The sequence below is a fragment of the Micromonospora inyonensis genome (genome assembly GCF_900091415.1).
Classification (GTDB): domain Bacteria; phylum Actinomycetota; class Actinomycetes; order Mycobacteriales; family Micromonosporaceae; genus Micromonospora; species Micromonospora inyonensis.
Window position 1 is genome coordinate 571,323 of the sequence record NZ_FMHU01000002.1, and the last position, 24,725, is coordinate 596,047.

Annotated in this window: 12 protein-coding genes (1 of these 12 only partly in view); 5 read left to right on the forward strand and 7 right to left on the reverse strand. The window is 71.4% G+C overall.

The window, feature by feature from the left end; translation table 11 throughout:
* From GA0074694_RS17580 to GA0074694_RS17595, 5 genes are all read right to left on the reverse strand, one after another.
* A protein-coding gene (locus tag GA0074694_RS17580) for a toxin glutamine deamidase domain-containing protein (RefSeq protein WP_141714182.1) crosses the window boundary here: on the reverse strand, positions 1-14,631 show its 5' end (the start). It extends 17,202 nt beyond the left edge of the window; the window shows 14,631 of its 31,833 coding nt (coding positions 1-14,631); the start codon lies at positions 14,629-14,631; its stop codon lies off the left edge, out of view.
* A 149-nt stretch (positions 14,632-14,780) separates the two neighbouring features.
* Positions 14,781-14,933, reverse strand: coding sequence for a hypothetical protein (locus tag GA0074694_RS31740; protein WP_176737991.1), 153 nt, complete (start codon positions 14,931-14,933; stop codon positions 14,781-14,783).
* A 364-nt stretch (positions 14,934-15,297) separates the two neighbouring features.
* Entirely contained in the window at positions 15,298-16,344 is a 1,047-nt protein-coding gene (trpD, locus tag GA0074694_RS17585; protein WP_091459733.1) for an anthranilate phosphoribosyltransferase, read from the reverse strand.
* A gap of 118 nt (positions 16,345-16,462) precedes the next feature.
* Positions 16,463-16,870, reverse strand: coding sequence for a response regulator (locus GA0074694_RS17590; RefSeq protein ID WP_091459736.1), 408 nt, complete (start codon positions 16,868-16,870; stop codon positions 16,463-16,465).
* A 95-nt stretch (positions 16,871-16,965) separates the two neighbouring features.
* Complete coding sequence (locus GA0074694_RS17595) at positions 16,966-17,895, reverse strand: cytochrome c oxidase assembly protein (RefSeq protein ID WP_091463346.1); 930 nt, start codon at positions 17,893-17,895, stop codon at positions 16,966-16,968.
* Positions 17,896-18,024: 129 nt separating this feature from the next.
* Between GA0074694_RS17595 and ctaE the strand changes: the two genes are divergently transcribed.
* From ctaE to GA0074694_RS17620, 5 genes are all read left to right on the forward strand, one after another.
* Positions 18,025-18,624 carry an aa3-type cytochrome oxidase subunit III gene (ctaE, locus tag GA0074694_RS17600; protein ID WP_091459740.1) on the forward strand — a complete coding sequence of 200 codons (600 nt, stop codon included), beginning with the start codon at positions 18,025-18,027 and terminating at the stop codon, positions 18,622-18,624.
* Between the two features lie 64 nt (positions 18,625-18,688).
* Complete coding sequence (gene qcrC, locus GA0074694_RS17605; protein ID WP_091459742.1) at positions 18,689-19,525, forward strand: cytochrome bc1 complex diheme cytochrome c subunit; 837 nt, start codon at positions 18,689-18,691, stop codon at positions 19,523-19,525.
* A 67-nt stretch (positions 19,526-19,592) separates the two neighbouring features.
* Complete coding sequence (gene qcrA, locus GA0074694_RS17610) at positions 19,593-20,672, forward strand: cytochrome bc1 complex Rieske iron-sulfur subunit (protein WP_091459745.1); 1,080 nt, start codon at positions 19,593-19,595, stop codon at positions 20,670-20,672.
* The gene (gene qcrB / locus GA0074694_RS17615; RefSeq protein ID WP_091459747.1) at positions 20,669-22,300 is read left to right on the forward strand and encodes a cytochrome bc1 complex cytochrome b subunit; all 1,632 of its coding nucleotides are present in this window, start codon (positions 20,669-20,671) and stop codon (positions 22,298-22,300) included. The genes qcrA and qcrB overlap by 4 nt, the downstream gene beginning before the upstream one ends.
* A gap of 203 nt (positions 22,301-22,503) precedes the next feature.
* Positions 22,504-23,205: a DUF4142 domain-containing protein gene (locus tag GA0074694_RS17620; protein WP_091459749.1), complete on the forward strand. Its 702-nt coding sequence runs from the start codon at positions 22,504-22,506 to the stop codon at positions 23,203-23,205.
* A gap of 103 nt (positions 23,206-23,308) precedes the next feature.
* Here the strand turns inward: GA0074694_RS17620 and GA0074694_RS17625 are convergent, their stop codons facing one another.
* On the reverse strand, positions 23,309-23,596 hold the full coding sequence (locus GA0074694_RS17625; RefSeq protein WP_091459751.1) for an Lrp/AsnC family transcriptional regulator: 288 nt from the start codon (positions 23,594-23,596) through the stop codon (positions 23,309-23,311).
* A 232-nt stretch (positions 23,597-23,828) separates the two neighbouring features.
* A complete protein-coding gene (locus GA0074694_RS17630) occupies positions 23,829-24,698 on the reverse strand; it encodes a nucleotidyltransferase family protein (protein WP_091463347.1) in 870 nt (289 codons plus the stop codon).
* Positions 24,699-24,725 lie beyond the last annotated feature (27 nt).

Consider the following 24,725-nt stretch of genomic DNA (forward strand, 5'->3'; position numbering starts at 1 on the left):
GGGGTCGTTTCCCGCTGGAGAGGGTGCGAGGGATGGTTGCCAGTCCATGTCCGGCCCCTGGTGGGTGGCCCAGTCGCCGAGGTTCCCGCTGCCGGCAACCCGCCCACCCGGCATGGCGGGCAACCCCGCCGGCCCGGCAGCACCATCGGGCAGGGGCCACAACCGCACCGTCCGGTCCCCGCTGGCGGAGACCACCACCCGCCGGCCCGACTCGCCCCGCAACGACGTCACCGCGTGCACCTGGCCGGTGTGGTCCCTCAACGTCCGGAGTTCCTCACCGGTGACCGCGTCCCAGATCCGCACCGTCCGGTCCTCGCTGGCGGAGGCCACCCGCCAGTCCGACCCCGCCTGCCACGACGTCAACGCCCCCACCGTGTCGGTGTGGCCCTCCAACGTCAGGAGTTCCTCACCGGTGACCGGGTCCCAGATCCGCACTGTCCGGTCCCTGCTGGCGGAGGCCACCCGCCAGTCTGACCCCGCCTGCCACGACGTCACCGCCCGCACCCAGTCGGTGTGGCCCTCCAACGTCCGGAGTTCCTCACCGGTGACCGCGTCCCAGATCCGCACCGTCCGATCCTCGCTGGCGGAGGCCACCCGCCACTGGCCCGGCGTCTCCTGCCACGACGTCACCGCCCGCACCGCGCTGGTGTGGCCCTCCAACGTCAGGAGTTCCTCACCGGTGACCGGGTCCCAGATCCGCACCGTCCGGTCCCTGCTGGCGGAGGCCACCCGCCAGTCCGACCCCGCCTGCCACGACGTCACCGCCCACACCGCGCTGGTGTGGCCCTCCAACGTCAGGAGTTCCTCACCGGTGACCGCGTCCCAGATCCGCACCGTCCGGTCCTCGCTGGCGGAGGCCACCCGTGGGCCCGACTCTCCCTGCCACGACGTCACCGCCCGCACCGCGCTGGTGTGGCCCTCCAACGTCAGGAGTTCCTCACCGGTGACCGCGTCCCAGATCCGCACCGTTTGGTCCCAGCCCCCGGCGGAGGCCACCCGTGGGCCCGACTCTCCCTGCCACGACGTCACCGCCTCCACCGCGCGGGTGTGGCCCTCCAAAGTCCGGAACTCCACACCGTCGACCACGTCCACTGATGGTGTGGCGGCACCGGCTCCCACCTGTCCGAGGTGCTGGCCCCGCTCCGCGGCCGCTGTCCCGATTTGGCCGAACTGGTCCGTCAGCTCGACGACGCTGGTCGCGGTCACGGGGTCGGGGTCGTTTCCCGCTGGAGAGGGTGCGAGGGATGGTTGCCAGTCCATGTCCGGCCCCTGGTGGGTGGCCCAGTCGCCGAGGTTCCCGCTGCCGGCAACCCGCCCACCGGGCACGGCGGGCAACCCCGCCGGCCCGGCAGCACCGTCGGGCAGGGACCACAACCGCACCGTCTGGTCGTCGCCGGCGGAGACCACCACCCGCCGGCCCGAATCGTCCTGCCACGACGTCACCGCTCCCACCGTGTCGGTGTGGCCCTCGAACGTCAGGAGTTCCTCACCGGTGACCGGGTCCCAGATCCGCACTGTCCGGTCCCTGCTGGCGGAGGCCACCCGCCAGTCCGACCCCGTCTGCCACGACGTCACCGCTCCCACCGTGTCGGTGTGGCCCTCGAACGTCAGGAGTTCCTCACCGGTGACCGGGTCCCAGATCCGCACTGTCCGGTCCCTGCTGGCGGAGGCCACCCGCCAGTCCGACCCCGTCTGCCACGACGTCACCGCCCCCACCGTGTCGGTGTGGCCCTCGAACGTCCGGAGTTCCTCACCGGTGACCGGGTCCCAGATCCGCACTGTCCGGTCCTCGCTGGCGGAGGCCACCCGCCAGTCCGACCCCGCCTGCCACGACGTCACCGCCCGCACCCAGTCGGTGTGGCCCTCCAACGTCCGGAGTTCCTCACCGGTGACCGCGTCCCAGATCCGCACCGTCCGGTCCTCGCTGGCGGAGGCCACCCGCCACTGGCCCGGCGTCTCCTGCCACGACGTCACCGCCCGCACCGCGCTGGTGTGGCCCTCCAACGTCAGGAGTTCCTCACCGGTGACCGCGTCCCAGATCCGCACCGTCCGGTCCCTGCTGGCGGAGGCCACCCGTGGGCCCGACTCTCCCTGCCACGACGTCACCGCCCGCACCGCGCTGGTGTGGCCTCTCAACGTCAGGAGTTCCTCACCGGTGACCGCGTCCCAGATCCGCACCGTCCGGTCCCAGCCCCCGGCGGAGGCCACCCGTGGGCCCGACTCTCCCTGCCACGACGTCACCGCCTCCACCGCGCGGGTGTGGCCCTCCAAAGTCCGGAACTCCACACCGTCGACCACGTCCACTGATGGTGTGGCGGCACCGGCTCCCACCTGTCCGAGGTGCTGGTCCAACTCCGCGGCCGCTGCCTCAACCCGGCCAAGCCGTCCACTCAACGCCGCGGTGTCGGACACCGATGGGACGTACTCGCTGATGTCCTGCGACTGCCGCGCGAGTCTGAGGTCCCGCATCCCGTTGAGGTACCGGCGGGACAGCCCATCCAGGACGGACCGCTCCTGGCTGTCGTCCTGGCCGCGGTCGGTCGCGGGCGGTAGCGCCCTTTCAGCGGCTTGAAGCCTGTCAATGCGATCCGCGTGGCTACGGCCAAGCGCTTCCCACCGTTGGATGAGGTGCCCGGTGAAGGTGGCCGCACCACCGAGAGCGGAGGCATGAACGTCATCGACGAACAACGGATAGAACGTGCCCATTTCCTCGGCGGACGGGCCGAGCCGGCCACCGGAACCGGGTGACACGAACTCGACCAACAACAACGGGGTGTTCCCGTCCCGTCCCACCACCGGGTGTCCATACCACCCGCGGTCGTCTCCTTGTTCGACGACCTGGACCCGTACCTGGAAAAACTCCGCCAACTCGTTCAGGAACCCACCCGAGTACACGTCGGCGCCGCGCCCGGACCGCAGATCCTGGATCACCACATGATCGGAACCCAGCCGCTGTTCCATCAGGTTCAGCAGCGCCGTCGCGCGGGTCTCCTCGTTGTCGAACCCGGGATACGCGCCCGGCCGCACGGCATTCAGGGTTTGCGCCAACGAGTCCAGCAGACACAGTAGTCCCTCACCCCGGCGGTCACCCCGGTGCATCCACTCCGGCAGACCCCCCGCCGACGGTTGCCCTCCGACCGGAGCCACGCCCTGCGGCCCGGCCACCCACTCGTGAACAACCCGGCCATTCCCGACCGGTGGTGTCGGTGCGGGTGGTGGTGTGGTCACGCCGGTCTGCCCCTGCGACACCGCCGCCGGAGCCGGCAACAACCGGATCTGATCCTCCAACCACTGCCGCGCCAGCCCGAACGCGTTCACCGCGGAGAACAACTCGGCGCGCCGCTGCTCGGGCAGATCCGGCACCCGCCCCACCACGTTCACCCGCTCGGGTAGTAGCGGCACGCCAAGGTTCTCCCGCAGCCGGCCAACCTGCTCTAGCGGACCGTCCGCCGACCACAACAACGCCACGTCCCCGCCATGATCAGCCAGGAACCGGGTGAACTCCTCCCCGTTCTGAGACCGCACGCGGGACAGATCAACATACTGCCGCCCATCGAGTGCGTGAAGCACGACCGGCCGGTCCGGTGCCCGAGAGAAGGCCCAGGCGGCCAGATACACCGCCCGTAACACGTCCCGGACGGCGTCCGGGACCGTCGCGTCCCCTCGGGGCGAGCCGGTCACCGGTGCCGCCGCCGCGGCCCACACCCGCTCGATCTGCTCCGCGATCAGGCCTTCGACCTCATCGGTCAACCGCGTCGGCGGCAACGCCGTCACCAACCGCTGATTGTCGGGGTGCCTGGCCCACGCCTCCAGCCGCAGATCGAGCCGATCCGTTCCCGCGGCCTCATCCACCCACCCGTGGGTATGTTGGACCAACCGCTCACCCAACGCCGCCAGCTGACCCACCCGCTCACCCATCCGGCGATGCGCCCGCACCCCGACCGTGCCGTCGGTGTCCGGGTCTGACAGGTCGACCGCCACCGGATCCGTCACGGTCACATCGGGAAGCGCTACCGTCAGCTCCGCTTCCCGAGCCCGCCATGCCTCAGCCGCCCCGCCCGGTCGCACCGCCGCCGCGATCGTGGGCAACTCGGCCCGCACACGAGTCCACCCCTCCGCCTCGGCGAGATTCGACACCTCCCGTATGCCGACCGGCGGCTGGCCGGTGACCATCTCACCCATCCGCACCGGCCACAGGTCGTCCTCCGCCACATGCGCCAACACCACCGGCGACGCCAGCCCACCGAACCCGTGCACCACCACATACACCGGCTCCCGCAACCCCGACTCCACCGGCGGCAACGCACTGTTCAGGAACGTGTCGAACAACGTCGACACGACCGCCCCGGGATGCACCGGACGCGACTGCGGCACACCCACCACGAACACCCGCGCACCATCCGGCACCCACCCCACCGGCCCCACGTCCGGCGTCGCCGAGGCCACACTCTCCCCGTGCAACTCCGCCTGCCGCAGCTCCACCACCCGCCAACGACCAAGCCCTGACGACGGCACCGGAGGGAACACCCAATTCCGCATATACGAGGCCGCCCGCTGCCCGAACCGCGCCCAACGCCGATCCGTCGGCAGGAGGTACGGCGCATGCTCACCGGCCAATCCCGCCACCTCCCGCCAGAACACAGCCGCACGGGCCTCGCCCGGACGCATCGGACGGGCCTGGAACTCCCACAGCAACGCCCCACCCGCGAACGTGTCCCGACCCGAGAAATCGGTAGGCGTCAGGCCCTCAGGAACAGACCTCGCCACCGCGCCCGCCACATACCGGGCACGGATCGCCACCGCCCCCGACTGGTTACGCGCCGCCCGTAGCGCCGCGACCCGGACCAACGTCGAAGGCTCCACCCGCGGATCAGCACCGTACGGCGACAACTCGACAACCGCCGCCGCGGGCACACTCACCCCCAACCCACCATCAAGCAACCGCGCCACCAGATCCAGCACACCCTCAGGCCCACGATCGGCGAACGCCAGCACCACCCGCCACACCCCACCACGGCCCTGCGCCTCGTCCAGCAGGACAGCCGCAGGCCGATCCGTCCTCTCACTCGCCCTCGCCGACCACGCCTCGGCATCCGTCACCGCCTGCCGCTGCGCCACCACAGACAGACCCCGCGGATCAACCTCAGCGCCCACACCATCCGGATACACCACCACCGCCTCGGCGTCCCCGGCAGCACTGGCGACACCCCGAACCGTCAGGAACGGCTCACCAGAGGCCACCGTCACCGCTTCGGGGTCGTTACCCGCGGCAACCCGCCCACCCGGCCCGGCGGGCAACCCCGCCCGCCCCGCGGCATCGGACAGGGGCCACAACCGCACCGTCGCGTCGTGGCCGGCGGAGACCAGCACCTGCCCGCCCGACCCCGTCTGCCACGACGTCAACGCGAACACCGGGCCGGTGTGGCCTTCCAACGTCTGGATCTGGCGACCGGTGGTCGGGTCCCAGATCCGCACCGTCAGATCCCTGCCGGCGGAGGCCACCCGCCACTGGCCCGGCGTCTCCTGCCACGACGTCAACGCCCTCACCACGTTGGTGTGGCCTTCCAACGTGTGGACCTGGCGACCGGTGGTCGGGTCCCAGATCCGCACCGTCCGATCCGCGCTGGCGGAGGCCACCCGCCACTGGCCCGGCGTCTCCTGCCACGACGTCAACGCCTCCACCCCGCTGGTGTGGCCCTCCAACGTCTGGACCTGGCGGCCGGTGGCCGGGTCCCAGATCCGCACCGTCAGATCCCTGCCGGCGGAGGCCACCCGCCACTGGCCCGGCGCCTCCTGCCACGACGTCAACGCCCTCACCACGTTGGTGTGGCCTTCCAACGTGTGGACCTGGCGGCCGGTGGTCGGGTCCCAGATCCGCACCGTCCGATCCGCGCTGGCGGAGGCCACCCGCCACTGGCCCGGTGTCTCCTGCCACGACGTCAACGCCAACACCGTGCCGGTGTGGCCTTCCAACGTGTGGACCTGGCGACCGGTGGCCGGGTCCCAGATCCGCACCGTCCGATCGCTGCTGGCGGAGGCCACCCGCCACTGGCCCGGTGTCTCCTGCCACGACGTCAACGCCGACACCGGGCCGGTGTGGCCTTCCAACGTGTGGACCTGGCGACCGGTGGCCGGGTCCCAGATCCGCACCGTCAGATCCCTGCCGGCGGAGGCCACCCGCCACTGGCCCGGCGTCTCCTGCCACGACGTCGACGCCCACACCGTGCCGGTGTGGCCGGTCAGTAGCTGCGGGGACACCACCGCCGGCGGTGTGGCAGCATCGGTGGGAGCCTGTCCGACGGGCTGGTCCACCTCCATAGCCGCTGCCTCAACCCGGCCAAGCCGGCCACTCAACTCCCCGACACTGGTCGCGGTCACCGCTTCGGGGTCGTTTCCCGCTGGAGAGGGTGCGAGGGAGGGTTGCCAGTCCATGTCCGGCCCCTGGTGGGTGGCCCAGTCGCCGAGGTTCCCGCTGCCGTCGCCGGCCTGATTGTCGATGCTCGGCTGGCCGAAGTCGTCGGACGTCGCAGCACCGTGCCCGTCGGTCACACCGATGCCGGGAACCGGCCCCGTCGGCCAGGACGATGCCGTGGGGGCGTCCGGGTCGTCCAGCGGCCCGGGCAGCCCGGGCAGCCCTGGCAGACCCGTGCCCGCCGACGAGGCAGGTACCGGCCGCCCGGACATCGGCAACGTACCCCCGTGGTCCAGCCAGGACGGGTCCTCACCCTGCGGGCGGTCCGGTCCGAGGGCAGGGCCCGGCACCGGTGCTTGCCGGGGCTGACCCGGATCGCTCACCCCGTACCGCGCCGCCACGCGACCGCGACCTTCCTGGACCAGCTGCAGCAGACCAATGCCGCGCAATGCCCCGATCCGGTCATGCACCGTCCGCCGCGGTGTGGATGTCGCCTCGGCGAGGTCTGACTCGCTGGCGGTGATGATCCCGTTGTCGTCCATATGGTCGATCAGGGCGTGCCACCAATACCGCAGATCATCCCGCTGCCTCGTTGTGGTGGCGAGGTGGCCGGCGTGCTGGTCGAACAGCGCCCGGGCCTCGCCCGGGTCGCTCACCCGCCGGCTGCCCGCAGTGGGTTGGGGTTGGGGTTGGTCGGGGTGGAGTGGGGCGGGGGTGGTGGGTGGCTCGTGGGCCGGGTGATGGAGGGTGTCGCCGGTGTGGAGAGTGCCGGCGTCGGTGCGGGCCACCGCCGGCCAGGACGACGCGGTGGGGGCGTCCGGGTCGTCCAGCGGGCCTGACAGCCCGGGCAGACCCGTGCCCGCCGGCGGGGCAGGTGCAGGCCCGGACATCGGCGACTGAGGTGCCGGATCCTGCATGCCCGGTCCGGGCGGGAACGACTGAGTCCCTGGGGACTGGCTGGGCTGGTCGCCGTTGGGCGGCGACCATGATGTCGGGCCGGGCGGGGCCTGCGGCCGGGGCGGATCCATCGGTTGCGGCGCGGGGTCGGGTTCCGTGCCCACGGCCTCAAGCAGATAGAGCAGATCGGCCGGGTCCACATCGAGCGAACCGGCTGGGTCCACCTCGTAGGTGGCCCAGTCGCCGAGGTTCCCGCCGTCGCTGGCCTGATCGTCGATGCCCGGCTGGTCGAAGTCGGTGGACATCGCCGCACCGTGCCCGTCGGTCACGCCCATGCCGGGTACCGGCCACCCCGGTTCCGCCCACCCCGCCGGCCAGGACGACGCGGTGGGGGCGTCCGGGTCGTCCAACGGCCCGGGCAGCCCTGGCAGACCCGTGCCCGCCGGCGAGGCAGGTGCAGGCCCGGACATCGGCAACGTACCCCCGTGGTCCAGCCAGGACGGGTCCTCACCCTGCGGGCGGTCCGGTCCGAGGGCAGGGCCCGGCACCGGTGCTTGCCGGGGCTGACCCGGATCGCTCACCCCGTACCGCGCCGCCACGCGACCGCGACCTTCCTGGACCAGCTGCAGCAGACCAATGCCGCGCAATGCCCCGATCCGGTCATGCACCGCCCGCCGCGGTGTGGATGTCGCCTCGGCGAGGGCTGACTCGCTGGCGGTGATGATCCCGTTGTCGTCCATATGGTCGATCAGGGCGTGCCACCAATACCGCAGATCATCCCGCTGCCTCGTTGTGGTGGCGAGGTGGCCGGCGTGCTGGTCGAACAGCGCCCGGGCCTCGGCCGGGTCGCTCACCCGCCGGCTGCCCGCAGTGGGTTGGGGTTGGGGTTGGTCGGGGTGGAGTGGGGCGGGGGTGGTGGGTGGCTCGTGGGCCGGGTGATGGAGGGTGTCGCCGGTGTGGAGAGTGTCGGCGTCGGTGCGGGTCACCGCCGGGGAGGGTGCGAGGGAGGGTTGCCAGTCGATGTCCGGCCCCTGGTGGGTGGCCCAGTCGCCGAGGTTCCCGCTGCCGGCAACCCGCCCATCCGGCACGGCGGGCAACCCCGCCAGCCCCGCAGCATCGGACAGGGGCCACAACCGCACCGTCTGGTCCTCGCCGGCGGAGACCAGCACCCGCCCGCCCGACCCCGCCTGCCACGACGTCAACGCGTACACCGAGCCGGTGTGGCCTTCCAATATCTGGACCTGGCGACCGGTGGCCGGGTCCCAGATCCGCACCGTCCCGTTCCCGTCGGCGGCGGCCACCCGCCGCTGGCCCGGTGTCTCCTGCCACGACGTCAACGCCAACGCCCCGTCGGTGTGGCCTTCCAACGTCTGGAGCAGGCGACCGGTGGTCGCGTCCCAGATCCGCACCGTCCCGTCCCAGCTGGCGGAGGCCACCCGCCACTGGCCCGGCGCCTCCTCCCACGACGTCAACGCCGTCACCTCGTCGGTGTGGCCTTGCAACGTCTGGAGCAGGCGACCGGTGGTCGCGTCCCAGATCCGCACCGTCTCGTCCTCGCCGGCGGAGGCCACCCGCCACTGGCCCGGCGCCTCCTGCCACGACGTCAACGCCGACACCTCGTCGGTGTGGTCTTCCCACGTCTGGAGCAGGCGGCCGGTGGTCGGATCCCAGATCCGCACCGTCTCGTCCTCGTCGGCGGAGGCCACCCGCCACCGGCCCGGCGCCTCCTGCCACGACGTCAACGCGTTCACCCTGGTGCGGTCTTGCCACGTCTGGACCTGGCGGCCGGTGGTCGCGTCCCAGATCCGCACCGTCCCGTCCCAGTTGGCGGAGGCCACCCGCCACCGGCCCGGCGCCTCCTGCCACGACGTCAACGCGTTCACCCTGGTGCGGTCTTCCCACGTCTGGACCTGGCGGCCGGTGGTCGGGTCCCAGATCCGCACCGTCTCGTCCTCGCCGGCGGAGGCCACCCGCCATTCGCCCGGCGCCTCCTGCCACGACGTCACCGCCAACACCTGGCCGGTGTGGCCGGTCAGCAGCTGCGGGGACACCACCGCCGACGGTGTGGCAGCATCGGTGGGAGCCTGTCCGACGGGCTGGTCCAACTCCGCTGCCTCAACCCGGCCAAGCCGGCCACTCAACTCCCCGACACTGGTCGCGGTCACCGCTTCGGGGTCGTCATTCGCGGCAACCCGCCCACCCGGCACAGCGGGCAACCCCGCCAGCCCCGCGGCATCGGACAGGGGCCACAACCGCACCGTCTGGTCGGTGCCGGCGGAGACCAGCACCCGCCCGCCCGACCCCGCCTGCCACGACGTCAACGCGAACACCGAGCCGGTGTGGCCTTCCAACGTGTGGACCTGGCGACCGGTGGCCGGGTCCCAGATCCGCACCGTCCCGTTCCCGTCGGCGGCGGCCACCCGCCGCTGGCCCGGTGTCTCCTGCCACGACGTCAACGCCAACGCCCCGTCGGTGTGGCCTTCCAACGTCTCGAGCAGGCGACCGGTGGTCGCGTCCCAGATCCGCACCGTCCCGTCCCAGCTGGCGGAGGCCACCCGCCATTCGCCCGGTGTCTCCTGCCACGACGTCAACGCCGACACCCCGCTGGTGTGGCCTTCCCACGTCTGGAGCAGGCGACCGGTGGTCGCGTCCCAGATCCGTACCGTCTCGTCCTCGCTGGCGGAGGCCACCCGCCATTCGCCCGGCGCCTCCTGCCACGACGTCAACGCCAACACCCAGCCGGTGTGGCCTCGCAACGTCTGGACCTGGCGGCCGGTGGCCGGGTCCCAGATCCGTACCGTCTCATCCGTGCTGGCGGAGGCCACCCGCCACTGGCCCGGCGTCTCCTGCCACGACGTCAACGCCGACACCGTGTTGGTGTGGCCTTGCAACGTGTGGACCTGGCGGCCGGTGGTCGGGTCCCAGATCCGCACCGTTTGATCCCGGCTGGCGGAGGCCACCCGCCACTGGCCCGGCGTCTCCTGCCACGACGTCAACGCCATCACCCCGTGGGTGTGGCCTTGCAACGTGTGGACCTGGCGGCCGGTGGTCGCGTCCCAGATCCGCACCGTCCCGTCCTCGTCGGCGGAGGCCACCCGCCATTCGCCCGGCGTCTCCTGCCACGACGTCACCGCCGACACCGCGTCAGTGTGGCCGGTCAGCAGCTGCGGGGACACCACCGCCGACGGTGTGGCAGCATCGGTGGGAGCCTGTCCGACGGGCTGGTCCAACTCCGCTGCCTCAACCCGGCCGAGCCGGCCACTCAACTCCCCGACACTGGTCGCGGTCACCGCTTCGGGGTCGTCATTCGCGGCAACCCGCCCACCCGGCACGGCGGGCAACCCCGCCAGCCCCGCGGCATCACCGAGCCGCACCGTCTCCAGGTACGCCCGAAGGGTGGCGGATCCATCGTCGAGGGACCGCCACGTGGCCACATCCGGTAGCCGTTCTGAAAGTGGTGCCACGGTCGGGAATGCGGGTGAGGGGTGCGGCGCTGCCGGTTGGCCCGTACCGTCCGGCGTGGATGCCGGTGGCGCGACCAGCTCGGTCCACACCTCACCACGGTCCGGCGTGGATGCCGTCGCCTGGACAACTGCCGGGCCGGGCGTGACCGGGGTGGCGGGGAGGTTCAGGGCGACGGTCCGGCGGTGCCAGGGCCCTGCGACACCGTCGTTGTCGTGGTACCCCGATTCGGCCGGGGGCACGGTGATGTTGACGGCGAACGCCTCGGACATCAGATGTAGGAGCGCCCTCGTGAGGTGGGGAACCGACGTTCCGCGCGCCGCGAGGGCCTGCCGCAACGTGTCCACGTCCGCCTCGGACAGACCAGCCCTTTCCGCGAGGTCCGTTCGGCCGACGATCCGGTCGAACTCGTGGTGCAGATATCCGCGGACATCTACGGCTGATGGTGCCGATATCCGCTCACCCAAGGACGCCGTGACCTCCACCCGCGCCACCTCGATGACTTGCGTGAACAACCGGTCCCACGCGTCTGACCGCACCAGCCCGACCGGCAGGGAGGGTAACGACGGGGGCCGGGCAGCCCCATCCATCCCGGCCAGATCCCGGTGTTCCGGAACGGTGACGGTCGCGGCGTCTCCCACCATCGACGGCGACCGTGGGACACCCACCCCGTCGGTGGTCCCCACGAACCGCAACCGGGCAGGACGGGCGGGCCCCCGGGCCAGCCCGCCCCGCTGACCGTCCAGGAACACCACCCTCCCGTCATCGGCGTGCACCACGTTGACGGCATGTTGAATCGTGCCGTCCTCACCGGTCATGACCAGCACACCCCGGGCGCCGGGCTCCGCCGCGGCCATGACCGCCACCACCGCGTCGTAGTCGGCCACCTCCACCAACGGCCGCCCCGCGTACCGCTGCAGCCACACCACCGGCAGCTTCACTTCGGGCGGTACCGTCCAGCCCGCTCTGTCCGCCAGCGACATGTCAGTACCGATCGCCGTCAGAACGCAGTTGGTGGCGTAGTCGCCTCCACGGCCCGGGTTCACACCGCCCAGCCAACCGAACCGGACCGACACCTCAACCGCCGACATCTGACTCGGTAGCGGCACATCCCCGCGTCCCGCCGCAACAGCCACGTCCGGTGGGGGTGGCGGCTGCTGTGGCGGGGTCGCTGTGGACGGGGCTGGTGCTGCCACGTCCGTGTGGTGCGTGAGGGTCGACGGGTCGCGCGAGCCGTCGGGTTGGGCAGGGCCACCACCAGCCGGCTCGTCCAGCGAGGAAACGTCACTGACCGTCATGGTGTCGTTGAAGTCGCTGTCACGGCTGAACATGTCGTCACTGAAGACGGACAGGTCACTGACCGACGCTGTGTCGCTGGCGTGGTGGTGGTTCGGCGTGCTGTCGACGCGAAGGGGTGCGCCACCCGGCACCGTGCTGCGGACACCGACCGCGTCCGGCGTGCCCGCCGTGCTGGGCATAACCGGCGTACCGGGGGTGGCGGGCGTGCCGAGGGTGGCAGTGGCCTGGGCGAGTACCTGGTGGTATCCGTCGACCCAATCCTCTTGGAAGGATTTGGCGAGGGTGTCGTGGCGGGCCGGCTCGACGTCGTACTGGTCGGCCAGGGCGCTGAACTGGGTCTGCGCCAGGCTGGCCGCCGCCGCGGTGTGCTGCTCGGGGGTCGCCGGCACCGTGGGCACGTCGGTGCGCCGGCTCGCCGGGGCTTCCACCGGGGACGGGGCGGTGTCCGGTGCGGTGGTGTCGGGGATGCTCGCGGCCGTGACCCGGGCGGGCAGGTCGGTGACCACCTGCCGGACCACGTCCGCCACGGCGTTGACCTGCGCGGCGCTCGGACTGCTCGCCGCAGCCGGCAACACGCTGGGCGGCACGGTGAGGGGTGCGGTGGGTAGGGGAGTGGTGCCGAGGATCGCGTCGAGGCTCCGGTCCACGTGGGTTCGCACGTCACGGACGACCGCCGCGCGCACGGCGTCCGACGGGACCGCCGCCGCCCCGGATCCTCCCGGCACGCCAGCGCTCCCTGACGTGCCGACGGCTGTCGGCAGGGCGGCGCCTCCCGGCAGACCAGGGGCCCCCGGCACGTAAGCGTCCCCCGGCACCTGAGCGCTCCCTGGTCGGACGACGCCGTCTGGCAGGGTGGCGGTCGCCGGTGTGCCGGTGGTGAGGTACTGGTCGATGTGGTGCTGGGCGGCCAGATGCACGGCCGCGCGCAGCGCCTGCCGGTCGAACTCCGCCGGCAACGCGGCGACGACCTGCTCCGGCCGTACCGCGGCCGGGATCGGCCCACCGGTGGTGACCGACCCCGCGAGGGCTTCGGTGATCCGGGCGACGGCCTGGTCCCGGACACCGGTCAGATACTGGCCGGTGAGAGCGGTGGCCGGTAGGCCGATCTGCGACAGGAACGCGGGAACGGCCGGGTCGTCCTGCCGGGTGGCGGCCCACTCGGTGAAGACCTGCTTGACCGGCACGGGAAGCGCGGCCAGGAACTGCCGCGCCTGCCCCGTCCCGGCGAGCAGCCCACCGTAGTGATCCACCAGTTCCCGCTGGAACCGCTGCCACTGCTCCACCACCGGCGCGCCGGCGACCGCTACCCACTCCGGCACGGGCACCGGCGGCACCGTCGGCACCGAGAAGTTCGGCACGGACCACGACGGAACCGGCAGGTCCGGCGTCGACCACGCCGGCACGGGCATCGGTTCAGGCGCCGCAGGCGCCGCAGGCGCCGGTGGCGACAGCGCCGGTGCCGACACCAGCGGGACGGGCACCGGGGCCGGCCCGCCAGAGCCCGCACCCGCCGGATCGTCGACCTCCGGCTGATACGTGGACGGTGCCGGAGTGACCGGAGCGACCGGCCTGCCGTCGGCGGTGAAACCGGTACCGGCGGGCATGTTCCACCGGGGCCGGGTCGGATTGAACCCCAAACCGACAGCCACGCGACGCGCAGCGGCCCCCGCCCCGGACGCGCCCAACTCACCCGACCCCGACAACGCCCCGGAAATCACGGCCATACCGAGACCACTGGGGTCGTAGGTCCCGTCGACGATGTAGCTGGCGGCGATGTCGCCGACCACCTCCAGGCCGATCTCCGACACCGGCACCATCATCAGGCTGGTCAGCAGGTTACGCGTGGCATCCGACACTTCGAACTTCGCCAGACCACCACCCACGACCCCGGCGAACCGGCCCAACGCCGGCCCGGCCGCCGTGGTGACACCCGCCACCGCCAACCCGTACAACGCCTGCTTACCGACCTGCGCCCAGTCGACCCCCGGCATCAGACCATCAGCCAGCATGCTGATCTGCGCCAACAACGACGACCCCGGCATGAACAACATCTGGATCGCCGTGCTGCTCGCCGCCGCCCGCACCATCGACGACCGCAGGATCGTCTGGATGATCGTCCGGGTCTTCACGATGTGCGCCGCCGCCTCCACCGGCAGGAAGAACGCCATCGCGAACGCGACCGCCAACTCCGTCATCATGAAGATGAACATGACCAGCGCCTGACGATCCGTCAGCTCCATCTGGTTCAGGAAGCCCCGCATCGCCTGGGCCACGCCGACCTTCACGTCGGCGACCCCGTCCAACAACTCCACGAACGGAGCCGTCTGCGCCACGAACCGGTCGTAGACCTCACCCTCGCCCGCCGCCCGAACCGCCTTGATCGCCTGGGCCAGCTCCGGAACCAACAGGGCCCGCACCCGATCCGCCAGCACCTCCAACGCGTTCAGGTCGTACGCCAACACCGGCAGATTCGACCGGTGCAACCGCATCCCGGTGAACGCCTCCAACGCCCGCTTCGACGACTCACTGAGCCCAACGGAAGGAACGGCAGCCTCAGCCATCGCGGACACCTTCCCCCTTCCTGCGAACCTGGGACTCAGCACGAATCAGTCAGCGGCGCTGACCACCCACTCAACCCGCGACCATACCCACGTTTACCTCATAGCTCCAGACGGCTGCGGTCCACCGAATGCCTGCCCGCCCGCGCGGATCAGCCGGGCGTACCGCCGCTCATGTCCGGAACCAACTCCGCGCGGGTGGCGGCGAGGTTCTCCCCCGACACGGCGACAGAGCCCACCATCTCGCACTGGAAGTCAGGGCGGCGCATCTCGGCGACCAGTTCCTCGTCGCCCAACACGCTCATCCCGATCACCCTCCTCTGGTTACCTCACGGCCGACCGTGGCGGCGGTTCACCACCCCGACACCACACACGTTCACCATGCCCGGTGCCGACGCTGTCCGTCCTGAGCGCCAGGGCCCTCGTCGACAGGCATACCCAACTCGTCCTCATCCACCCGAGTGTCACGCCCACGCCGGCCGACCACGATGGACACACAGTACGGCCCAGTCCGGTGAGTGGCGAAGGCGACGACTCGTTCGGGGGCAGCTACAAGGGCCCCCTCACCGAAACCTCCCACGTCGGCGGTGACCCGTCCGCTGGCGAGCGGCCGGCAGCCGAACTGACGACCCCGTCGGCGGCCGGCCGGGAACCGCCGTTTTCGGCCGCTCAGACGGAGCGGGCCACCTCAATCCAGCGGTCGAGGGTCCGCGCCGCCGCGCCGGAGTCGATCGACTCGGCGGCCCGGTCCAGCCCGCTCCGGACGGCGGTGAGCAGATCGCCGTCGAGCGGCCCCTGGGTGGCGAGCGCGGCGGCGGCGTTGACCAGAACCGCGTCGCGCACCGGACCCCGCTCGCCGGCGAGCAGTCGCCGTACGACACCGGCGTTGTACGCGGCGTCAGCGCCCCGGAGGTCGGCCAGGGTGGCCCGGGGTACCCCGAGGTCGGTCGCGTCGATCAGCGCCTCTCTCACGGTGCCCTGCTGGGCCACCCAGAAGCGGGTGGGGGCGGCGGTGCTGAACTCGTCCAGCCCGTCCTCGCCGCGCATCACCAGGACCGAGTCGCCCCGGGCCGCGAAGACGGCGGCCATCACCTGTGCCATCCGTGGGTCGAAGCAGCCGACCGCGCCGGACCGTGGCCGGGCCGGGTTGGTCAGCGGGCCGAGGAAGTTGAAGAAGGTGGGCACGCCGATCTCGCGGCGGACCGGGCCGGCGTGCCGCATACCCGGGTGGAAACGGGCGGCGAAGCAGAAGCCGATGCCGGCCTCGGTGACGCAGCGGGCGACTCCCGCCGGGTCGAGCTCCAGCGGGACGCCGAGGAACTCCAGCACGTCGGCCGTGCCACAGGAGGAGGAGGCGGCCCGGTTGCCGTGCTTGACCACCCGGACCCCGGTCCCGGCCACCACCAGGGCCGCCATGGTGGAGATGTTGACCGTGTGGGCGAGGTCGCCGCCGGTGCCGACCACGTCCAGCGCGGTGGCCCGGACCTCTTCCGGCAGCTCGACCGGGACCGCGTTGCCGAGCATCGCCTCGACCAGGCCGGCCAGCTCGGTCGGGGTCTCGCCCTTGGCCCGCAGACCGACGGCGAGGGCGGCGATCTGGATCGGTGTGGCCGAACCCGTCATGATCTCGCCCATCGCCCACGCGGTGTCGGCGGTGGAGAGCTCCTCCCCGCGCAACAGCGAGGCGAGCAGGTGCGGCCAGGTCCGATCGCCCATGGTGGGCCTCCCGATCAGGCGTGGGATGCGGGTGACGGCATCGGCGTCGACGGTGACGGACCGGGCCGGACGGTCCGGCCCCGGGCGGGCCCGAACCGTGGGGACGCGGACGTCCGGGTCAGGCGGCGCGGCCGGCGCCGGCGTGCCGACGCAGCAGTTCGGCGACGGTGGCGCCGGTGGTCACCGGGTCCAGCGGGTGCACCAGGGTGGCGTCGACCTCGGCGTACGCCGCCAGCCAGCGGTCGGCGGCGCGGGCGATCACCACGCAGGTGGGGGGAGCGTCGGTGCGGTCGTCCTTGATCTGGCGGGCGATGCCGATGCCCCCGGCCGGGGTCGCCTCGCCGTCGAGCAGCATCAGGTCGATCTCGTAGTCGTCGACCAGCCGGACGCACTCGCCGTAGCTGGCCGCCTCGGTGAACTCGACGTGCAGGTCGGCGGCGGGACGGGTGCCCACCGCGAGCCGCATCCGGTCACGCACCTGCGGGTCGTCGCTGTAGAGCAGGACGGTGTAAAGACGATCGCTCATCGCTGGCTTGGCTCCCACGTCGTAGCTGCCCGCTGATCGTACCGGTCGGGTCGGGTCGGTCGGCGTCGGTGCCCACGGCGGCCCGACGGCCCCGGTCAGGCCGGGGTGCTGGCGGCGCGGTCCCGGGCCTCCTTGCGGTCCAGGTCGCGGTCGATCCGACGGGCCTCCCGCTCGGACTGGCGGACCCACTGCACCACCAGTACCGCGAGCATGGTGATGCTGACGAACTCGCCGCCGGCCCAGAGGATGCCCCCGGCCACGACCTGGTCGTCCCAGGGGTCGGCCCAGCTGAGGTTCAGCGACGGGTACCAGTCGCCGCCGAAGAGCGTGCTGCTCTGCATGATGGTGAGCCCGAGGACGGTGTGGAACGGCACCGAGAGCAGCATCAGCAGTGCCCGGCCCGGGTACGGCCAGCGGTTCGGGATCGGGTCGAGGCCGAGCAGCGGCCAGAAGAACACGCAGCCGGTCATGATGAAGTGCGCGTGCACCACCTCGTGCGCCCACACGTGTTCCAGGGTGTACCGGTAGAGGTCGGTGAAGTAGAGCACGAACGGGTTGACCACGAAGATCGTGAAGGCGACCAGCGGGAAGGTGTAGATCCGGGCGACCCGGCTGTGCACCACCGCCAGCAGCCGGGCGCGGGGACCCTTCGGCAGGGTGCGCAGCGCGAGGGTGAGCGGGGCGCCGAGCGCGAGGAAGATCGGCGCGATCATGGAGAGCACCATGTGCTGGACCATGTGCACCGACAGCAACGCGGTGTCGTACGCGTGCAGTCCGGTCACCGTGACCGAGGCGATGCCGCCCAGTCCCGGTCCGAGGAAGAAGACCGTCCGGGCGACCGGCCACCGGTCGCCGCGCAGCCGCAGCCGGTGCACCCCGTAGAGGTAGAGGCCGGCGGCCAGGACCAGGCCGACCGCCAGCCAGGAGTCGAGCCGGGTCTCGGTGAAGACCCGGATGATCTCGAACGGCGGCGGCGCCTCGGCGGCGAGCACGGGTTCCGCTCCGGCGGCCGGGGCGGCGGTCATGATCGGATCGAGGTACCACACGTTTTTCAGGCTAGGCCAGGCGAACCGGACGCCCTCCGTCGGCCCGCCGGAACGACCGTTATGCCACCCCGATGCTCGCCGAACCTGATCGGGCGCAATAATGACCGCGTGACTGCGGCCCCAGCCATTGACAAGAGCAGGATCCATTCCCTGACCCGACCCAACATGGTCAGTGTCGGGACGATCGTCTGGCTCTCCAGCGAGCTCATGTTCTTCGCGGCGCTGTTCGCGATGTACTTCTCCATCCGCGCGGCGGCGCCGGAGCAGTGGGAGAAGCACACCGAGGCACTCAACGTCCCGTACGCGACGACCTTCACGCTGATCCTGGTGGCGTCCTCGGTGACCTGCCAGCTCGGCGTGTTCGCCGCGGAGAAGGGCGACGTGCACGCGCTCCGGCGTTGGTTCACGCTCACCTTCGTGATGGGCCTGATCTTCGTCCTCGGCCAGCTCAACGAGTACCGCGAGCTGGTCCACGAGGGCATCAAGATCAACTCGGACGGGTACGGGTCGATGTTCTACCTGACCACCGGGTTCCACGGCCTGCACGTGACCGGCGGCCTGGTGGCCTTCATCATCTTCATGATCCGCACCACCATGGGTCGGTTCACCCCGGCCCAGGCCACGTCGGCGATCGTCGTGTCGTACTACTGGCACTTCGTCGACGTCGTGTGGATCGGGCTCTACGCCATGATCTACTGGCTCCAGTGATCTTGGCGCCGCGGCGCCGCTCCGTCCCGAGACACTAAGGTCCAACCGGTTAAGGACACAGGTCATGACTTCTGACAACGACCGCCGACGCGGCCTGCTCGCGCGGCTGCGCCGCCAGCGGTCCGTGGCACCCAGCAGGGGCCGCCGCCGGCTGGGTGCCGCGGTCCGGCTGATCGCCGCGCTCATGCTGGCCGGCGGTGCCTACACCGTCTTCGCCCCGGGTGCCCAGGCGCAGGACAACCCGCCGCTCACCGGTGCCGCAGCCGAGGGCAAGGCGCTGTTCGACGTGAGCTGCGTGACCTGCCACGGCCGGAACGCGCAGGGCGTCGAGGGGCGCGGGCCGAGCCTGATCGGCGTCGGCGCGGCCTCGGTCGAGTTCCAGGTCGGCACGGGTCGGATGCCGATGGCTCGGCAGGAGGCGCAGGCGGAACGGAAGACCCCGGTCTTCACCGACGAGGAGGTCCGCCAGCTCGCCCAGTACATCCAGGAGCTCGGCGGCGGTCCGGTGGTCCCCGAGGGTGACCTCCGCACGGACGCCAACCTCGCCACCGGTGGTGAGCTGTTCCGGATCAACTGCTCCCAGTGCCACGCCTTCGGCGGTGGTGGCGGCGCGCTCTCCTCCGGCAAGTACGCGCCCAGCCTCCGGCCCGCCAGCGACCGGCAGATCTACGCCGCCATGCTCAGCGGCCCGCAGAACATGCCGGTGTTCGGCGACAACCAGATCACCCCGGACCAGAAGGCGGACATCATCGCCTACATCCAGGAGACCCTGAAGAACGACCAGGACCCCGGTGGGTTCAACCTGGGTCGGTACGGCCCCTCGACCGAGGGACTGGCCATCTTCCTGGTCGGCATCGTCGCGCTCGTCTTCGCTAGCCTGTGGATTGCGGGCAAGTCGTGACCGAGCGAATCGTTCGATTCAGCGCCGTGGTGCCCGCGCTCGGCACCGCCCGTAGCGAGGTGACGGCATGAGCACGCACACCGAGAAGCCGGCCCGGGAGCCGATCGACCTGGACGACCCCGAGCTGACCCGGTTCGATGTCGTCCAGGAGGGCCTGCGCCGCGACGACATCGAGATCGTCCACTACGAGCCGCAGTTCGTCCCGGGCAGCAAGGCCGAGCGCCGCACCACCCGGCTGGTCGCCTCGTTCTTCCTGCTCACCGGGCTTGCCGCGACGGCCTTCCTGGTCGTCTACATCTGGTGGCCGTGGCAGTACGAGCCGGGCAACGGCGGGGACAAGCTCTACACCCCGCTGCTCGGCCTGACCCTGGGCGTGGCCCTGCTCGGCATCGGCTTCGGCATCCTCACCTGGGGCAAGAAGCTGCTGCCCAAGGAGGTCGCCATCCAGGACCGGCACGAGGGCGAGGTCGACCAGGAGGGTCGCAAGATCACCGGGCAGACCATGCTCTACGTCGCCGACGAGCTGGGCGTGAAGCGTCGTCCGCTGCTGGGGATCTCGTTGCTGGCCGGTCTCGCGCCGGTCGGCGCGGTCGCCGCCGCGCCGCTGATCGGCGGTCTGATCAAGCAGCCGCACGAGAACAACCAGATGTTCACCACCGGCTTCCACCCCGGCGAGCGGGGCGAGCGGATCCGCCTGGTCCGTGAGGACGGCCGGCCGGTCCGCCCGGCCGACATCAGCGCCGGTGGCCAGATCACCGTCTTCCCGGGCATCGAGCACGGCGTGAGCAACAAGCACGCCGATTCGGTGACCCTCCTGATCCACCTGCGGGAGTCCGACGCCATCGAGGCGCGTCAGTCCAACGAGCGGGTCGGCCGCGGCGGCTACATGTGGGGCAACTACGCGGCCTACTCCAAGATCTGCACGCACGCGGGCTGCCCGGCCAGCCTCTACGAGCAGCAGACCAACCGGCTGCTCTGCCCCTGCCACCAGTCGCAGTTCCTGATCACCGACAACGCCCGGCCCATCTTCGGCCCGGCCAGCCGGCGCCTGCCGCAGCTGCCGATCGAGGTGGACGACGAGGGCTTCTTCGTGGCAAAGTCCGACTACACCGAGACCGTCGGGCCCGACTTCTGGGAGCGGCCATGAAGCGCCGAAAGTTTGACATGGCAGCGGTGCCTGGCAAGGCCGCTGCCGGGGTGGACGACCGTTTCGGCGTGTCGACCCCGCTGCGCCGGGTGCTCAACAAGGTCTTCCCGGACCACTGGTCGTTCCTGCTGGGCGAGATCGCGCTCTTCTCGTTCATCGTCCTGCTGCTGACCGGTGTCTTCCTGACCTTCTTCTTCGAGCCCGCGCTCACCGAGGTCATCTACAACGGCAGTTACGCACCGCTGCGCGGCACGCCGATGTCGGCCGCGTACGCCTCCAGCCTGGACATCTCGTTCGACGTCCGGGGCGGCCTGATCATGCGGCAGATGCACCACTGGGCCGCGCTGTTGTTCATGGCCGCGATCGTCGTGCACATGCTCCGGGTCTTCTTCACCGGCGCGTTCCGCAAGCCGCGTGAGACGAACTGGATCATCGGCTCGCTGCTCTTCTGGGTCGGCTTCCTGGCCGGATTCACCGGCTACTCGCTGCCGGACGACGGTCTCTCCGGCACCGGCCTGCGGATCGCCTCGGGGATCATGCTCTCCATTCCGGTGGTCGGCTCCTGGGTCACGTCGTCGATCTTCGGCGGTGAGTTCCCCGGCGAGATCATCATCAGCCGGTTCTACATCGCCCACGTGCTGCTCATCCCGGGTCTGCTGGTCGCGCTGATCAGCGCGCACGTCGGGCTGGTCTTCAAGCAGAAGCACACCCAGTGGCCCGGTCCCGGCCGGACCAACGACAACGTGGTCGGCGAACGGATGTTCCCGCGCTACGTGCTCAAGCAGGGCGGCTTCTTCATGGTCGTCTTCGGTGTCATCGCGCTGATGGGCGGCCTGTTCCAGATCAACCCGATCTGGCTGTTCGGTCCGTACGAGGCGTGGGTGGTGTCGGCGGCGAGCCAGCCCGACTGGTACGTCATGTTCCTCGACGGCTCGACCCGACTGATGCCCGCCTGGGAGATCAACATCCCGATCGGCGACGGCTACGTCATCCCGCCGTTGTTCTGGCCGACGGTGGTGCTGCCCGGCATCCTGGTGGGTCTGTCGACGCTCTACCCGTTCGTCGAGGCCCGCCAGCTCAAGGACTACCGGGCGCACAACCTGCTCCAGCGTCCGCGGGACGTGCCGCACCGCACCGCTCTCGGTGCCATGGCCGTCGCCTTCTACCTGGTCCTGACGCTCTCCGGCGCCAACGACGTGATCGCGGACAAGTTCCAGATCAGCCTGAACGCGATGACCTGGGCCGGCCGGATCGGCCTGCTGGTCCTGCCACCGCTGGCCTACTACGTGACGTACCGGATCTGCCTCGGTCTCCAGCAGCACGACCGCGAGGTCCTCGCCCACGGCGTGGAGACCGGCATCATCCGGCGGTTGCCGGACGGCCGGTTCGAGGAGGTCCACCAGCCGCTCAGCGCGGCGGACGGCCACGCCGACGGCCACGGCGAGCTGGAGTACGTCGGCTGGGTGGTGCCGAAGAAGATGAACCGGCTCGGTGCCCTGGGCCCGGCCATCCGGGGCTTCTTCTACCCGATCGAGAAGCCGGTCGAGGCGCCGGTCTCGCCGGGACACCCGCCCGTTGAGCCCCGACCGGAGCGGCAGGAGATCGGCAGCGGCCCGAGCCGCCACTGATCGCCAGAACCACCGCAGCACCCGTGGCGCCCGCCGGAATTCCGGCGGGCGCCACGCCCGTTCCGGCTCCCATCTCCCGCCGACTCCCACCCGTTCCGGCTTCCGTTTCCCGCCCGGCTCCCCGCCCGCCGTCCGGCGCGGCACCGGGGGTTAAACCCGGTCAGCCGGGTATCCGTGCGGTCCAACGACAACGGGGAGGGAACATGTTGGGTATCAAACGGCTCGGGGTGCTGGCTGCCCTGATCCTGGTCGGGCTGGCACCCGCCGCCGCGGCCCAGGCGGCCCAGCCGTCGACGCAGGACCGGCAGTACCTGCAGGCGGTCCACCAGGTGAACCTGGCCGAGATCGTCACCGGCGAACTGGCCCAGCAGAAGGGGCAGAACCAGCGGGTCAAGGACCTGGGTGCCCGCTTCGTCACCGACCACACCCAGTTCGACCAGACCGTGCAGGACACGGCGAAGCAGCTCGGCGTCGAGCTGCCGACCGAGCCGACCGCGGACCAGCAGGCCGTGGTGGACCAGCTGAACAACGTCAACGGTGCCGAGTTCGACCGGCAGTGGGTGACCGCCGAGCTGGCCGGGCACGTCCAGGCCATCCAGGCCACCCAGACCGAGATCTCGCAGGGCACCGAGCAGTCCGTGGTGCAGCTGGCCCAGGACGCCCTGCCGGTGCTCCAGGCGCACTACGACGAGCTGGTGTCCCTGGCGGAGGAGTTGGGCGTGCCGGTTCCGCAGGCCAGTGCCAGCGGTACCCCGGGTCCGGGCACCAGTGGTACGCCCGCGCCGGCTCCGTCGGTGACCACGCCGTCCGCCCCGGGTGGTACGGCCACCACGCCGGCCCCGGGTGGCACCACCGGTCCGGGGCAGGGTGGCGTCACCGAGACGCCGGCCCCGACGGGTAGCTGATCAACTGCACGAGCGCCGGTCCACCTCCGGGTGGGCCGGCGTACGTGTGTCCCCGGGACCGGTGCCCGCCGCGCTCCGGTGGGTCCGGGGCGCGTGCTTCGGCTCAGTCGGCGTTGGCCAGCCCGATCGCGAACGCCTCCTCCAGGTCGTGCTGCGAGTACGCCCGGAAGGCGATGTGCGACTCGGTGTTGAGCACCCCGGGAACCTTGGAGATGCGGCCGGCGATCACCTGGGCGATCTGCTCGAACTCGCGTACCCGGACCATGGCGATGAGGTCCACGTGACCGGCCACCGAGTAGACCTCGCTGACCCCGGGCAGGGCGGCGAGCGCCTCGGCCACCTCGGGGATCGCGTCGGTGGCACAGTCGATCAGCACGATGGCGGTGATCACGGGGAACTTCTCCGTTCGTCGACGTCACGCCCATGCTAGTGGCTGCCGGGTCCCCGGACTCCGCCCGCCGCCCCGCCGCCCGGCGGGCGCTGGGTGGAAGCAGGGGACCCCTGCACGACAGAAAGCGGTAACAAGGGACCCCTGCTTCCACTGGAGCACCCGGTCGGCTGCTTCCACTTGAGCGCCCCGGTCGGCTGCTTCGGCCGTTCGGGCGACTCGGCACGGAGAGGGGTCAGTGGGGGGCGGTGACGGTGAGGTCGTCGTTGGCCCGGATGACGCCGTGCAGCCGCTCGTCGGGGCGGACCGTCGATCCGGGCCAGACCACCGAGCGGGTCACCGTGCCGGCGACCACCGCGCCCGCGCCGACCACCGACCGCGTGCAGCGGCCGGTCACCGTGGCGGCCGGGTCGACCAGGTTGCCGTCCCCGGCGGCGTGCAGGTTCGCGGTCAGGTAGTCGCCCGGGGTGCCGGTGTCGTAGAACGTGCCGGCGAACGGCACCACCTCCAGCGCCCCGGCCGCCTCGGCCGGCCGCCAGACGGCCCGGACCAGGTCACCGAAGGTCGGGGGCAGGTCGCGGACCCGCCGCCAGGGCAGCAGGGAGAAGCCGACGAACCGGTGACCGTCGAAGGTGCCCGGCTCACGCGGGTCGGCGACCGGCTGGCCGAGCAGCCGGACCGTCTCGCCGTCCCAGCCGTCGAGCAGGGCGGCGATGTCCGGCCCGGGTGCGGTGTCCGGGGTGGCCAGGTAGGCGTCGGCGTTGCCGACGAGCACCCCCCGGCCGTCGATCCAGTCCCGCAGGTTGCCGATCCCACCGGCCGTACCGAGCGGGTCGCCTGGCTCGACCGACAGGTGTGCGCGGGCGCCGACGCGGGCGACCACCTGCTCGCCCAGGTAGCAGGCGTTCACCGCGACCGTGTCCGGGCCGGTCAGTCCGAGGCCGGCGACCCGGGCCAGGGCCCGGTCCAGCAGCGGGACGTTGCCCACCGGGCAGAGCGCCTTCGGCACCCGTTCGGTCAACGGTCGCAGCCGGGTGCCCTCCCCGGCGGCGAGGACCACCGCGCAGACCTCCCCGACGGGACGGGGGCGGGGCTGACCTGCCAGGTGCGTGCCGGGTAGCGGTGGACGGGG

Excerpts from the sequence above, each read along its gene's own strand:
- GA0074694_RS31740 (WP_176737991.1), bottom strand. The coding sequence starts at position 14,933 with ATGAGCGTGTTGGGCGACGAGGAACTGGTCGCCGAGATGCGCCGCCCT.
- trpD (WP_091459733.1), bottom strand. The coding sequence starts at position 16,344 with ATGGGCGATCGGACCTGGCCGCACCTGCTCGCCTCGCTGTTGCGCGGG.
- GA0074694_RS17590 (WP_091459736.1), bottom strand. The coding sequence starts at position 16,870 with ATGAGCGATCGTCTTTACACCGTCCTGCTCTACAGCGACGACCCGCAG.
- GA0074694_RS17595 (WP_091463346.1), bottom strand. The coding sequence starts at position 17,895 with ATGACCGCCGCCCCGGCCGCCGGAGCGGAACCCGTGCTCGCCGCCGAG.
- qcrC (WP_091459742.1), top strand. The coding sequence starts at position 18,689 with ATGACTTCTGACAACGACCGCCGACGCGGCCTGCTCGCGCGGCTGCGC.
- qcrA (WP_091459745.1), top strand. The coding sequence starts at position 19,593 with ATGAGCACGCACACCGAGAAGCCGGCCCGGGAGCCGATCGACCTGGAC.
- qcrB (WP_091459747.1), top strand. The coding sequence starts at position 20,669 with ATGAAGCGCCGAAAGTTTGACATGGCAGCGGTGCCTGGCAAGGCCGCT.
- GA0074694_RS17620 (WP_091459749.1), top strand. The coding sequence starts at position 22,504 with ATGTTGGGTATCAAACGGCTCGGGGTGCTGGCTGCCCTGATCCTGGTC.